At 37.2% G+C, this 13,270-nt stretch carries 13 protein-coding genes; 7 read left to right on the forward strand and 6 right to left on the reverse strand.

What is annotated here, in order from left to right; translation table 11 throughout:
- Positions 1-2 precede the first annotated feature (2 nt).
- The 3 genes from ACLLO5_RS13920 (at position 3) to ACLLO5_RS13930 (ending at position 2,861) form a co-directional block, all read left to right on the forward strand.
- Positions 3-680, forward strand: a complete 678-nt coding sequence (locus ACLLO5_RS13920; protein WP_413171112.1) for a DUF2834 domain-containing protein — start codon at positions 3-5, stop codon at positions 678-680.
- A gap of 128 nt (positions 681-808) precedes the next feature.
- Entirely contained in the window at positions 809-2,098 is a 1,290-nt protein-coding gene (locus tag ACLLO5_RS13925) for an AAA family ATPase (protein WP_413171113.1), read from the forward strand.
- Position 2,099: 1 nt separating this feature from the next.
- On the forward strand, positions 2,100-2,861 hold the full coding sequence (locus ACLLO5_RS13930; RefSeq protein ID WP_413171114.1) for an RloB family protein: 762 nt from the start codon (positions 2,100-2,102) through the stop codon (positions 2,859-2,861).
- A 7-nt stretch (positions 2,862-2,868) separates the two neighbouring features.
- Here ACLLO5_RS13930 and ACLLO5_RS13935 read toward each other — a convergent pair whose 3' ends face one another.
- The 3 genes from ACLLO5_RS13935 to ACLLO5_RS13945 all read right to left on the reverse strand — a co-directional run bounded on the left by ACLLO5_RS13935 (position 2,869) and on the right by ACLLO5_RS13945 (position 5,239).
- Positions 2,869-3,318 (reverse strand): SRPBCC family protein, encoded by a 450-nt coding sequence (locus ACLLO5_RS13935; RefSeq protein ID WP_413171115.1) that lies wholly within the window; start codon positions 3,316-3,318, stop codon positions 2,869-2,871.
- An 18-nt stretch (positions 3,319-3,336) separates the two neighbouring features.
- Positions 3,337-3,525 (reverse strand): CPXCG motif-containing cysteine-rich protein, encoded by a 189-nt coding sequence (locus tag ACLLO5_RS13940; RefSeq protein ID WP_413171116.1) that lies wholly within the window; start codon positions 3,523-3,525, stop codon positions 3,337-3,339.
- An 88-nt stretch (positions 3,526-3,613) separates the two neighbouring features.
- Positions 3,614-5,239, reverse strand: coding sequence for a B12-binding domain-containing radical SAM protein (locus tag ACLLO5_RS13945; protein WP_413176090.1), 1,626 nt, complete (start codon positions 5,237-5,239; stop codon positions 3,614-3,616).
- A 162-nt stretch (positions 5,240-5,401) separates the two neighbouring features.
- Here ACLLO5_RS13945 and ACLLO5_RS13950 point away from each other — a divergent pair, with 162 nt between their 5' ends.
- Positions 5,402-5,752, forward strand: coding sequence for a phospholipid-binding protein (locus ACLLO5_RS13950; protein ID WP_413171117.1), 351 nt, complete (start codon positions 5,402-5,404; stop codon positions 5,750-5,752).
- 52 nt (positions 5,753-5,804) lie between these two features.
- Here the strand turns inward: ACLLO5_RS13950 and ACLLO5_RS13955 are convergent, their stop codons facing one another.
- Positions 5,805-6,800 (reverse strand): alpha/beta fold hydrolase, encoded by a 996-nt coding sequence (locus ACLLO5_RS13955; RefSeq protein WP_413176091.1) that lies wholly within the window; start codon positions 6,798-6,800, stop codon positions 5,805-5,807.
- A 703-nt stretch (positions 6,801-7,503) separates the two neighbouring features.
- Here ACLLO5_RS13955 and infC point away from each other — a divergent pair.
- Together infC and ACLLO5_RS13965 are read left to right on the forward strand one after the other, a co-directional pair.
- On the forward strand, positions 7,504-8,037 hold the full coding sequence (infC, locus tag ACLLO5_RS13960; RefSeq protein ID WP_413171118.1) for a translation initiation factor IF-3: 534 nt from the start codon (positions 7,504-7,506) through the stop codon (positions 8,035-8,037).
- Positions 8,038-8,465: 428 nt separating this feature from the next.
- On the forward strand, positions 8,466-11,537 hold the full coding sequence (locus tag ACLLO5_RS13965) for an MFS transporter (RefSeq protein WP_413171119.1): 3,072 nt from the start codon (positions 8,466-8,468) through the stop codon (positions 11,535-11,537).
- 203 nt (positions 11,538-11,740) lie between these two features.
- Here the strand turns inward: ACLLO5_RS13965 and ACLLO5_RS13970 are convergent, their stop codons facing one another.
- Positions 11,741-12,133 carry a hypothetical protein gene (locus ACLLO5_RS13970; protein WP_413171120.1) on the reverse strand — a complete coding sequence of 131 codons (393 nt, stop codon included), beginning with the start codon at positions 12,131-12,133 and terminating at the stop codon, positions 11,741-11,743.
- Between the two features lie 310 nt (positions 12,134-12,443).
- Here ACLLO5_RS13970 and ACLLO5_RS13975 point away from each other — a divergent pair, with 310 nt between their 5' ends.
- On the forward strand, positions 12,444-12,872 hold the full coding sequence (locus tag ACLLO5_RS13975; protein ID WP_413171121.1) for a hypothetical protein: 429 nt from the start codon (positions 12,444-12,446) through the stop codon (positions 12,870-12,872).
- A gap of 23 nt (positions 12,873-12,895) precedes the next feature.
- Here ACLLO5_RS13975 and ACLLO5_RS13980 read toward each other — a convergent pair whose 3' ends face one another.
- Positions 12,896-13,219, reverse strand: coding sequence for a muconolactone Delta-isomerase (locus ACLLO5_RS13980; RefSeq protein ID WP_413171122.1), 324 nt, complete (start codon positions 13,217-13,219; stop codon positions 12,896-12,898).
- Positions 13,220-13,270: the final 51 nt, after the last annotated feature.

A 13,270-nucleotide genomic window follows, 5' to 3' on the forward strand; every position in this document is an offset into this window, starting at 1 on the left:
TTATGCTGAGAAAAATTTCCTTTGGTTTATTATGGCTAGGATTTATTTCCTATGCCTTTTTACTTGCTCCTCCTGATCAACCAGATACTTTTGAGTTAATTAAAAGTCTTTCTACAGGTAATTTCCAAGGGATTAATCCTGTAATAATTGCCTTATTTAATATCATGGGTATCTGGCCTTTAATCTACAGTTCTGTATTATTTATTGATGGAAGAGGGCAAAAAATCCGCGCTTGGCCGTTTGCTACAGCTTCCTTTGCAGTTGGTGCTTTTGCACTTTTACCCTATTTAGCTTTAAGAGAACCAAATCCAGAATTTGTAGGTACAAAGAATCTATTTTTGAAAATATTTGATTCTCGCATCACTGGTATTTTATTAACTTTAGGTGCAGTTGCCTTAGTCATCTATAGTTTGCAAGGGGATTGGGTTAATTTTGCTCAACAATGGCAAACTAGCAGATTTATTCATGTCATGAGTTTGGATTTTTGTATGTTGAGTCTATTATTTTCTACTTTATTAGGAGATGATATGACGCGAAGAGGTTGGAAGGATCATCAATTATTTTGGTTATTTGCAGTTATTCCTTTGTTTGGTGCGTTGATTTATTTGTGTGTGCGGCCATCTGTAAAGGAAGTGGATGTAGAGTTAACAGATAATCAGCAAGCAACATTGACAAAATAGTTTCACATCAGAGTTTGGTTTAGAACTATGATGAAGGCAATTGATTAGATGGTTTAAGCCCAAGCAATATGTTAATTAGATTCACAGTGGAAAATTTTCTATCCTTTAACAAAAGGGTAGATTTTAATATGATTGCTTCAAATGATACTCACCACAATCATCATATAGTTGGAGGAGATTCTCAAGAATCAATCAAGTTATTAAGATCGTCAATTATATATGGTGCTAATGCTTCAGGAAAATCTAATTTGATTAAAGCTATGAAGTTTGCAAAAGACTTTATAGTTGATGGAATAGAGAAAAATAAAAATATAAATATTGATAACTTCAGACTAGATAAAACCTGTTTTCATAAACCTTCAAGGTTTGAATTTGAGTTTAGATATCAAAATAAACAATATGCTTATGGATTTTTGATTGATAAACATAAAATTCATGAAGAATGGTTATTTGAAATAGGGTTAAATCTAGAAAAAGCTATCTATGAAAGAATAGATAAAAAAATAAAATTTAACTTTGAGCATGAGTTATTTTTAAATATTTCTGAATATGAAAAAAATAGACTTGCTTATGAAGCTGATGGTACAAGAGAGAATTTATTATTTATTACTAACAGTCAAGAGCGTGATATTAAACAATTTGAGAATCTATATAAATGGTTTAGTAATGTTTTGACAATTATCTTTCCAAATGATAAACCTCTTGCATTACCTTTTCTCAATCAACAAGTTCAAGATTCTTTGAGTAAATTTTTATCATCATTAGATTTGGGGATAAAAAAAATTACTCTTACGGAAACTCCTTTAGAAGATGACAAAGAAATAGAAGCAGATGATAAAGATGAAATAAAAAAAGTATTTCCTTATGAAGAAAGTGAAAATTCGATGCTTTTTATACCCAATTATAAAAGTATTATTGCTAGGGTTAAAGATGCAACAGAGGAATTAGTTGTATTAGATTTATCAATCATCAGAGATGATAAACAAGATAATGAAGTTGAGTTCAAAATATCTGAGGAATCTGATGGTACACAAAGATTAATAGATTTATTTCCTATACTCATACATTTAGCTATTGGGAACGCTGTTTATGTAATAGATGAAATTGAAAGAAGTTTACATTCTATACTGATTTATAAACTGTTTGACAATTTTTTAAACAATACTGAATATAAAAATTCAAATAGTCAGTTAATAGCATCAACACATGAAGTTAACTTACTAGATATAAAAGATGTTTTTAGAAAAGATGAAATTTGGTTTGTAGAAAAAGATAAAAATGGACAATCTATACTTTATTCTTTAGCAAATACAGATGTAGAAAATTTAGATTTAGTTGCTGGATATCTTAATGGAAGATTTGGAGCAATACCTTTTATCAAAGATTTAAAAGCGTTAGGTTGGAGTAAAGAGAAATAAAATGGGAAGGGAAAGAAATGATGATTATCAGCGGATATCAATTGAAATTGATAGCAAATGTAGTCCAGATGGAAAATGGAAATTATATATAATAGTTGCAGAAGGTGATAAAACTGAATATAAATATTTTCGTGCTTTAAAAAAGCAATATGCAGAAGAATTTAGGATGAGTAATTTATATGTAGAGTTTATAGATAGAGAAGAATCTAAAGCGGGTAATTCTCATCCTGATATCGTCTTAGAGACCTTAGATAAATTTCTCGAAGAATTAAAACAAAGATATCAACCTCAAGAAAATTATGATGAGTTATGGTTAATCATTGATACAGATGAATATGATAACCGTAAAACATCTATTGAACAAATTTATCAAAAATGTTTAGAAAGTTCTCTATATCAGCTAGGATTAAGTAATCCATGTTTTGAACTTTGGTTAATTTTGCATTTTGTGGATTTAAACACTACTTTAAAAGATTGTGTTTTAGAAGAAACTTCAACCGAAAGTTTACATAATTATATCTTGAAACATTTTATAAAAAAACGACCAGGAATATGTAAAAGCTTATTAGCTGGTATTCATCAAGAAAAGCATCAACCATATTACGAGAAATTAATTGAATACATACCGCAAGCAATACCTAGAGCAAAAATCCTGGGTGGATGTAGTCCTGATGATGCAAATTATCCAGAGCAAAAAATTGGTACAGCGGTTTATAAACTGCTAGAAAAATTAACACAACTTTCTATAAATATGGATAATTAATCATCAATTATTTTGACTCACATTCCCTTTTCGTAATAAAATGCCTATAACGAAACATCGCTTCTAACTGCACTTGAATTAACCAACCGCTAACAAATTCCACCCCATCACCACCAGGAAGAGAATAGGAAATATTATCAGTTAATTTAGTCTTTCCATTTTCATCCGCAAACTCATGACGATGTATCCAAGACTCAAAAGGTCCAGATATTTGTTCATCAGTAAACAGACGATATTTTTCATATTTGGTGTGACGCGCTAACCAAGTCAAAGGTAAAAGACCGAGAAACAAACGAAACTCCGTTATCGCACCTTCATCAAGTCCCCCTTCGCGTCGCAGTACCTGTACAGGTTGCCAAGGTGGTGTGAGTAGTTGTAAAATGTCCGGTCTTTCATGGAATTTCCAAACTACTTCGACAGGTGCATTAATAATGGAAGAATGACTAAAGTGCAGCATGAAAAGAAAACCTAACCTTTAACCTTCATATTCAGTGTCTATTTCAATATCTAGCGTATCTTCATCAATCCTGATATACAAAATATTGGGACGACAACAAACTTGACAATCTTCTATATAATTTTGCATCATTCCAGCACTGAAATCAATAAAAGTTGTGTTTTCTTCTCCACAATAAGCACAATAAAACTCTGATGTATTTTGCATTTTTAGATATGATCCTTAATTTTATAACTCTGCGTACCTCTGCGTTTACCTCCTCTTCCCTCTGCGTTGAAAAATTTACAGCCTCTAGTTACAGGGAAGCAGCGCGAAAAAGACTCATCGCTTCAGCCAAATGCTTTATTAGTGTAGACTGAGGTAAGGGTCCTTGCAAGTGATGCCAAGGTAAAATTTGCTCAGTTGACCAATTACTATAAACGTAAAAATCTAAGTCAGGAATTTTTCCTTTTAATTCTTTAAAAGCGCGTTTGTAACTACCTAAAGAGTCACCAAAATCACGAGTTAATTCTAGCAGATGGGAAAGTCTGCGATCGCCTCTCGATAACAAAGCCTGGATAATAGACCAATTATAGCTTTCTGGACGAAAATCTATACCCTGGGGTTTTAGCTGTTTTTGTAAAAATTGTAACCGCTTCTCTGATTGCTTATTCACGCCAAACCACTGAAAAGGAGTATGTGACTTAGGAACAAATGTGCTGCATCCCAGCGTTAACCGCAAACCAGGAGCAGCTTTTTTAACAGCCTTCATCATGGTTACAGTAGCATCTAAATCTTCCGTTTCTTCCCCTGGAATACCCACCATTCCGTATAACTTCAAACTCGATAAACCACCAGCTTTCGCGTTCACCGCAGCTTGGATGATTTCATCGTTATATAACTTTTTATTGATGATTTGGCGTAATTTGTCCGAACCACTTTCTATGGCAATGGTAAGCGATCGCGTATCCCGTTTTGCCAAAGTTTGAGCTAACTTTTCCGTTACCGTATTCGTTCTCACAGAAGCGACACTCAACCGCACATTATCATATTTTGGTTGACTGATATAATCTAATAACTCCGAAAATTCGGGATGTTGAGTTACCGAAGCACCCAATAAACCCAGACGGTTAGTAACCTTTAAACCTTGTTCAATAGCCGGAATTAAAGAATTTTCTAAACTAGCAGTTCTAAAAGGCAAAGTTAAATAACTTGCTAAACAGAAGCGGCACATTTCAGGACAACTCCTTACCACTTCCACCATAAAAATATTTTCCCATGCGGCTTTTTCTGTCACCACAGTTGAAGCAGAAAGAGTATTTCCCCGGTAAGTCTGCTTTTGAACAACTGCGGGAACTTCCGAATCAATTGGATTAATTGCTAATATTTCACCATCCGAGCTAGAATATTCAATATTATATAAACTGGGAATATAAATACCTGGAACTTGCGCTAATCTTTTTAATTGAGTTTCTCTATCAGCATTTCTAACTTCTTTATAAGTATCAATAAAACTCCCCAGTAGATTTTCTCCATCTCCCAATAAAATCACATCAAAAAAATCTGCAAAAGGTTCAGGGTTAGCCGTAAGCACAGGACCACCACCAAAAACTAGAGGATGTTGTTTATTACGGAAACTTGCGCGGAGGGGAATTTGCAAAGATTCTAAAAGATTGAAAATATTCACATAATCTAATTCCCAAGACATAGAAAAACCAAGTATTTCTGGTTGTCTAGGAAGTTGTTCTTGAGTATCAGTAAATAAACGACTCACCTGCAAATCATCACGCATTGCCAAAGTCGCCCATACCACCTGATAGCCAAGACTGGTTATTCCCACTGTATACTCATTGGGGAAAGCGAAAATCACAGGAATAGCATCTGTTTGGGGAGTAGCGGGTGTAAATAAAAGGCGTTCAGAATTAAATACAGATGATGTCACAGGTTTATATAATGCGTTATCCATATTTCATCCTAAACCAGATAATCATAAAATTGTGGTAAGGATTGAGAATTGCTCTTTATCCTTTTAGCGGTAGATGTTACTTTTTCTTCAAGCCTTTATACTGGTTTAAGAAACCTTATAACTAGGAAAAAATTGTTTATGAGTTGGCTAAAAAGACTGTTTGGATTAGAAAAACCGGAAAATGCACAAGTAAATCCAACTCCCCAAATATCTCAAGCTACAACTACAGCTACAGAAAAAATACCCCCAGAACGTCTAGGACTGAATGGAGAATATGACCAAAGTGGTTTGGCAAAGCGTGTAACATTGGCTTTTGACGAAGATCCTCAACTTGATGATATAAATACCCTCTGGGTTGCTCAGACAGGCAGCACTGTGGTGCTAAAAGGCAAAGTTCCCAGTCAAAATATTCTCAATAAGATGATATCTGTCGCTAATTCTGTCAATGGCGCTACATCTGTGGATACGAGTCAAGTCACTATTGGCTAGTGCAGTTTGTAATTCGTAATTCAAAAAATCGTTCCTGTTCCCTGTTTTAGACTCATTTATTTCTCTGAATCCAATCTAAAATTGCCTTGTTCACTTGTTCTGGTGATTCATCATGGGGACAGTGACCCACATTTTCCAGATATAGCAGTTCTAGTTTGTCGTTATAGCGAGCAAATTCACTGGCTAGAATTGGACGCACAAATTGATCTTTTTGCCCCCAAATTAATAGCATCGGAATTGTTAAGTTTGGCAATATTTTCTTGACACTGGGACTAAAATCTACACCAATGGATGCTTTGAAGAGGGCAATAAAAGCACGAGTAGAGCCTCTGTCTTGAGGTGGCCCTGCTAAGATGTCTATTAGTTCATCTGTAATAGCTTCTCGACTAGTATAAGCAAAATTTGCCCACTGTCTTAGTACACTAGGACGCTTTAAAAATATAAAAAGAGGTTTGAGTAATAAAGGAGAAGCAATAATACTTTTAATCCCTCTAACTACTGGGTGTAGAAATGCGGGTAGGGCTTCTTGTTCTAAAGTGGGATCTGGTAAACTCATCATTACTACCCCCTGCACCATATCAGGATGGACAGCCGCTGCAACTAAAGCGATGAGTGAGCCGATAGAATTACCTACTAATATGACCGGTTGGCGGATAAATGTTTGCCAAAATTCGTAAACTTGTTCTACCCATAGTTCAACGCTGTAATTAGCTGGTGCTTTTTCGGAAGCGCCGAAACCTAGCATATCTAAAGCGTAAACTGTGTGATATTCACCCAAAACCTCTAAATTATGTCGCCAATGACCAATGGAAGCACCAAAACCATGTAGCAAGATTAAAGGTGTTGAGCTTGGCTGGTTTTGACTAGGAATGATAAAACCCTTGTCTGATGAGTTTTTTTGCTTGTAGTCAATTTCCTGTGGCTGTGGGAATATTCGCTGAACTGAACTACATTGAGAGCGAATGTAGGTATAGCGAATTTGCCAACCGCGCCAAACCCAGTCTCTTTGATTTCCAACCCGCTGCTGCCAATTTACCGCAGTGTTCACCCATTCCTCCATGCTGTAATTTGTGTTGTAATTTGTAAGTAGTGATTTTTTTCCCTACACCCTTTTTTAGATTTATTTTTTTTGAAAAAAGTCAAGAGATGAATGAGTTATTGTAATAATAATTAATATTAGCTAAGTTTGTGTAATTTAGATTAACTATTGTAGAGAAATCTGATCAAAGTGAGTAGAATCAAGAATACAACTAAACTAACCAAATATTGTATGGATTAGCTACCCTAAAGATATCGACTCATTTTTAAGAATTTGCGGAAATCGCCACCTTCAATGTACTCATAAGGTGGGGATTGTGAGCAGGGGATGAGGATTGCATTTGGAATTTATTTATTACTTAGTAAAAACAAATTCTTTCCTGTATGACGAATCCCCAGGATTTTTTGATAAGATATTGAGTATCTTGACCACCAATGCCGTAAGCGAAAACCAAGCTAATAGGTAAGTGTCGCCAGAGAAAGATTTGGGTCTTGGGAATCAGGACTCCTGCCCTTGGAGGGAATGTCAGACTTTCTATTACTATGGAGTTCTAGAGGTTATTCCCGATGAATTGGGAAGCTCCGTCCTTCTTACGACGGAGTAGTTCACGTTTTGAGTCATTTCCGTATTTTGCCTTTATGGGCATAGAAAATAAAACCAAGTAAACTAAGATCAAGCCAAATCCTTAAATAAAGAGCTCCCAAAAATCATAATGCCTGTGATTGAGAAAAAAAGAACTCGCGATCTGCCCCAAATTAACGAACGCATTCGCTTCCCGAAAATTCGGGTCATTGATACTGATGGTGCCCAACTGGGTATTATGCCACCACAGGAAGCACTACAACTAGCGGAAGAAAAAGAGCTAGACTTGGTGCTACTCAGTGACAAAGCTGACCCGCCTGTATGCCGAATCATGGACTATGGGAAATATAAATTTGAGCAGGAGAAAAAGGCGCGGGAAGCCCGGAAGAAACAGCACACGGCTGATGTGAAGGAAGTGAAGATGCGCTACAAGATAGAAGAACATGACTATAATGTGCGCGTCAAACAAGCAGAACGCTTCCTCAAAGATGGTGATAAAGTCAAAGCTACCGTGATGTTCCGGGGTCGAGAAATCCAACACAGTGACTTAGCTGAGGAGTTGCTCAAACGGATGGCTACTGATTTAGAACCTTTTGGTGAGGTGCAGCAAGCGCCAAAGAAAGAAGGCCGTAATATGATGATGCTGATTTCACCTAAGAAGTAAGAAGCCAAAGGGTGAAGGGTTGAGGTTGAGGAGAAATGGGTGAAGATTAATCAGTTCCCAGTTCTCAATCCCCTGACCCCAATCACTGTTCCCTGACCAAAAGAATGGGATACAAGCTCCGTCCTTCTAGGACGGCTTTATGGTAAAATGTAGGTATAGTCGCCATAGGGCATTGGGAGACTTTAAACGGACATGGAGGGATGGTAAGACCACTTGTGGCGCAACCCAGCGAAGTGTCAAGGAATCCTCGCTCCTTTAGGACGAGGAGATATGTCAATGTAAATTTATTTCAAGATGATAGTCCTGACACCTGAGTGGGAAAGATAATACTCAGTTGCTCAGGACTTTTGCCATTCAGTAACTGTTATCCTAATTACTTAGCTGTTGTGTTGTGATTAACTGTTTCACACCTCAGAAATTAAAATTACATGGAATTGAAAAATCACTGGTTGACTCCCAATAAAGGTGCTTTGGCACAAATGCTTAAGTGGGTGAATCTCCGACCAGAGGAGTTGGAACGCACTTGGACGATGTTTGCCTTCTACACGATTGTATCTGTGGGATTGCGATGGGCTGAGGATAGCACTGTAGCTCTGTTTTTGGATAAATATGGTGCGGGACAACTACCTTGGATTTATATTGCCAGTGCGGTGACAGGTGCGGGACTGGTGGTTTTATATTCTTGGTTACAAAAGGTTTTTCCCTTACGTGCAGTGATTGTGGCGATCGCACCGGGTATGGTGGTGCCATTATTTCTGTTAGTGTTTTTGTATGGAGGGATAAATATTCCCTACCTGGCAGTAATTATCATCTTTCTGCTCAGGTTATGGGTAGATGCCTGTTATGTAGTCAATGACCTCAACACATCTATTGTTGCCAACCAATTATTCAACATTCGCGAGATTAAGCGCACTTACCCGTTAGTCAGTAGTGGCATATTAGTAGCTGATGTGATCAGTGGCTTTAGTTTGCCTTGGTTACTCAAATTTGCCAACCTAAATACAGTTATTCTCATTGCCTGTTTTGTCATTTTATTCGGCTCAGGAATTTTATTTTATTTAACTTATAAATATCCGACGGCTTTTCCCCATACCCCACAACGGGAGATTACAGAAGAACAAGCTTCTCGTCATCGCCGCTTAGAAACACCTCTAAAACGCTATGTTTGGCAATTGTTCGCGTTTTTTGCGCTGTTACAAGTGATTGGCTTGTTAATAGATTTTCAGTATTTGCGCGAACTCAACTCTAGTTTAGGTCAACAACAACTAGCCAGCTTTTTAGGAGTATTTGGTGGCATTGTAGGACTATGTGAATTAATTACCCAATGGTTTATTTCTAGCCGATTGATTGAAAAGGTGGGAGTATTTTTCACAGCCGCACTTTTACCAATTACCGTGGGCTTTTTATTGCCAGGAGCAATCTCAGTATTGAACCTCTTTCCAGCTATTGAAGAGCCTGGATTTTTTTGGGGTTTAATCAGTCTCAAATTCTGTGATGAACTGCTGCGTTATACCTTTGTAATTAGTAGCGGTCCGGCGCTATATCAACCTATTCCAGAACGGATTCGTAGCCGGATGCAGGCCTTATCCAGTGGGACAGCCGAAGCGATCGCCTCTGGTTTGACAGGATTAGTTATTTTTGGTAGCGTATCACTGATTGATCAATTTGTTCCTAAACCACTGCAAAAGTGGGTATTAATAGGTGAAACAGTCATCGTTGCTGCCACCTGTTTAAAAGTAGTTTGGGAATTGCGATCGCGCTATGTGGACGTATTAGTTTTAAGTGCAGAACGAGGTGGATTGAGTGCCGCAACTGTGGGTTTGCGAGCCTTCCAACAGGGAATAGTTAAAGCTTTAGTAGAAACAGGAAATACAGCCGATAAAAGCTCTTGTTTAGAACTTTTAGCCCAAATTGATCTCCCCGGTGCAGGACAAGTTTTAGCACCCTTACTGCTGAAATTACCTACAGATTTACAATCCCAAAGCCTAGAATTAATGCTCAAATCAGGTGTAAATCCCCTCTATGTACCTGAAGTTCGTCGATTATTAGACCAACCCCAAGCAACCATTGACCCAGAAGTGTTTGCTTTGGCTATGCGTTACGTTTGGCTGGCCGAAGAAAATCTCAACTTAAATCTTGTAGAAGAATACCTGCATCCACAAAACCATCCATTAATCCGTGCCACCGCAGCTTCATTACTACTGCGTCAGGGAACAGAACAACAAAAAACAGCAGCCACCAAAACAATGCGGCGGATGCTCACCCATCAACAAGAACGAGAACGGATCAATGGAGTCAGGGCGCTCAAAGAATTGGTTTATTTACAAGCTCTGCGGATTCACATTCCCAACTTATTGCAGGATGACTCATTGCGGGTACGCTGTGCTGTATTAGAAATGATTACCGCTACCCATTTAGAAGAATACTATCCCACACTCTTAGCAGCACTCTACTACAAATCCACTCGACAAACAGCCATGCAATGCTTGGTGAGTTTGGAAAATGAAGCCATCCCGATGTTGTTGAAACTAGCCACAAATATTTACAAACCAGATGTTGTGAGAATATGCGCTTGGCGTACCATTGCTCAAATCGGCACACTAGAAGCAAGAGAAACTCTATGGCTACATTTGGAAACATCCAGGGGTAATACCAGGGACTATATTCTCCAAAGCTTACTAAAAATTCACCAAAAATCAGGAAATATAAATGTCGTAGATCAATTTTATGAAAGCAGGGTCGAAATTTTAATTGAGCAAGAATTACGATTTCTCGGTGAAATTTACGCTGCGTACATAGACTTCCAAAGTCTAGACTCTCTAGAAAATTATCAAGGAAATGAGAGGCTTTTGACTATTGCTCAATTGCTGCAACGCTCACTACTAGAATTAGCATTGGATGTTAGAGATAGGTTATTGCTGTTATTGAAGTTGCTTTACCCAGCAGAAAAAATGCAAGCCGCAGCCTTCAATCTCCAATCTCAATCATTAATCAATTTAGCAAGAGGCTTAGAAATATTAGATCACACCATCAATTTGCCTTGTAAGTCTTTGTTGTTGAACATTTTAGATCGACGACCAGAACAAGAAAAGCTCAAATATCTGACGGAAGCGGGATTTTGGCAAAATGAAAATATCCCAATCAAAAAGCGCCTTTCTAAGTTGATATCTCAAGGAAATTTGCTTTCTGATTGGTGTCTAGCTTGTTGCTTACACTTTGCACAAGCGGCTTATGTTCGACTCACAACTGCGGAAATCTTAGCAAATTTGCGCCATCCTACAGGCTTTGTGAGGGAAGCAACAATATCATACTTGAGTGTCGTTTCCCAGCGCGTTCTTCAGGAAATTCTCCCCCATTTACAAACAGATCCCCATCCATTGGTGTCTGCTCAAGTCAAGGAGTTGATAGAAAAGTATAGCAGGAGTCAGAAGTCAGGAGGAGGTGGTGCGGTCTTGGGGTCTTCCCAAGTGGAGCAACTGCCGTTCAGGAGTCAGGAGTAAAACTCTGTATTGCTGGTAATTGTGGGTTTAGGGTTAGCGATCGCTAATCTCCGTCTCGTCACTCTTTCCCCCGGCTTAATTTTATTCATTTTCTGGGAGCATCCAATTTTATTTGAAGCCGCTGGGAATTTGCATTGACAAAAAAGATCAAACAAATCAGGGATATCAAACCATAAATTCGCAAAAATCAAAAAATTCAAATTCTAACCAAAGAACTTATTAGAGGGTAATTTACCTTTTTTAGGGCAGTATTCAGAACAATTTATCGCTTCCTCTGTGAGAACCATATCAGGATTTACAGCACATTTAAGATAATGATTATTGGAGAAAAATTTACAATTCTTACAAGGAACTTGATGTAAACCATTCATGCTAAAAGCTATTTTATTGTCTGCATGAGAGCGAATTTTGTGCAAAATAAACAAAAATATTGCCCAAATAAAGACAAAACTGAGTGGAGTTAAAGCTATAGCTAAATCAGAAATATTTATTCCCTCCTGTTGTGTGGTATATTCTTGTTTAACTTGACTATCTGTTAACTGATGAAAGCTTTTTTTAGGTGCTACTTTTTGTTGTAATATCTGCTCAACATACATATTATTTACCTTCTCTATATATGTTTTTCTCAGCAAAGTGAAAATTAGATTCTTTACAAGAGTTCAATTATATGTGTAACAAAATAAAACTTCAGCTATCTCTGTCGATAGGTTTGCTTGCAAGTTTCTAAATCTATATCAAAAGTAATATATTTAAAAAGTATCAATTAATTGAAACCTGGAACAAAAAAATAAAAAATAAGTCTATAGATAGATGATGTTTTTGAAACAATTAATCTATAAAATTAGACACAGAATATATTTATAAATATAATGTATTTATTGTAATATAATTATAGGAATGGGAAATATGAACTTGCTATTTTTCCAGAGGATTCCTGTAACTGCTTTAGCATTACTTTGGCTGGCTTACAATCTTCTAGGATGGTATCTTGCGGCTCATCAGATTGCGTGGTTAGTGGGAGCTTTTGTAGCTGCGATCGCTATAGCTATAGTCAGAAAAAGTAACACTTGGTTAGAAGGTCTGTTAGCCTTTGGTTCTCAAACCTTAGTTGTCGTCTTAGTTTTAAGTGCATCAATCGCTTTAATCGCAATTTGGTCAATCTTATTCAGCCTATTTTTGATACCGTTAACAACTACGCTGTTAGCCGAATTAGAAATGCGTTTTTCTGGCTTTAGCAAAACAGATTCTTTTTGGATTTTAACAGTCGTTGCTGGCTTAGGTTTAGCTGTAGGTGAGTTGATAGACATCCTCGTTTTTCCGAGTATTAAATACTAAGTTATCTATATCTCACCCATATCCTATTTTTCTTTTTTCTCTAATCTAGCTTTGACATCGGCTGCAAAGTCTTCATACCTTCTCAGGGGTGTTACTTCTACTTGGACATTTTGACCCATTTTTTTCATGATAGGTAAATCCAAGAGAATTTGATCAAGGGTGTCAGGTGTGGGAACATCGACAATGACAATTACTCGACGAGTTCCCACACATTTCCACAAATCGACAACAATTCCTGCTTGTTTTGCTTGTAGTGCTGTATCTGCTTCTTCACTCCAAATGCTAAACAGTTCTTGCTGTGTCATGTCATCGGGGTATTCGACGTGAAAATCTAAGTGATATAGCATGGTTAATTTTCCTAAGAGTGTTTGGTTAATTACAGATTATAAAATACTACA

The organism is Anabaena azotica SJ-1, from assembly GCF_047275885.1.
Taxonomy (GTDB): domain Bacteria; phylum Cyanobacteriota; class Cyanobacteriia; order Cyanobacteriales; family Nostocaceae; genus Trichormus_B; species Trichormus_B azotica_A.

Excerpts from the sequence above, each read along its gene's own strand:
- ACLLO5_RS13920 (WP_413171112.1), top strand. The coding sequence starts at position 3 with ATGCTGAGAAAAATTTCCTTTGGTTTATTATGGCTAGGATTTATTTCC.
- ACLLO5_RS13975 (WP_413171121.1), top strand. The coding sequence starts at position 12,444 with ATGAACTTGCTATTTTTCCAGAGGATTCCTGTAACTGCTTTAGCATTA.
- ACLLO5_RS13980 (WP_413171122.1), bottom strand. The coding sequence starts at position 13,219 with ATGCTATATCACTTAGATTTTCACGTCGAATACCCCGATGACATGACA.
- ACLLO5_RS13950 (WP_413171117.1), top strand. The coding sequence starts at position 5,402 with ATGAGTTGGCTAAAAAGACTGTTTGGATTAGAAAAACCGGAAAATGCA.
- ACLLO5_RS13965 (WP_413171119.1), top strand. The coding sequence starts at position 8,466 with ATGGAATTGAAAAATCACTGGTTGACTCCCAATAAAGGTGCTTTGGCA.
- ACLLO5_RS13935 (WP_413171115.1), bottom strand. The coding sequence starts at position 3,318 with ATGCTGCACTTTAGTCATTCTTCCATTATTAATGCACCTGTCGAAGTA.
- ACLLO5_RS13970 (WP_413171120.1), bottom strand. The coding sequence starts at position 12,133 with ATGTATGTTGAGCAGATATTACAACAAAAAGTAGCACCTAAAAAAAGC.
- infC (WP_413171118.1), top strand. The coding sequence starts at position 7,504 with ATGCCTGTGATTGAGAAAAAAAGAACTCGCGATCTGCCCCAAATTAAC.
- ACLLO5_RS13925 (WP_413171113.1), top strand. The coding sequence starts at position 809 with ATGATTGCTTCAAATGATACTCACCACAATCATCATATAGTTGGAGGA.
- ACLLO5_RS13930 (WP_413171114.1), top strand. The coding sequence starts at position 2,100 with ATGGGAAGGGAAAGAAATGATGATTATCAGCGGATATCAATTGAAATT.
- ACLLO5_RS13940 (WP_413171116.1), bottom strand. The coding sequence starts at position 3,525 with ATGCAAAATACATCAGAGTTTTATTGTGCTTATTGTGGAGAAGAAAAC.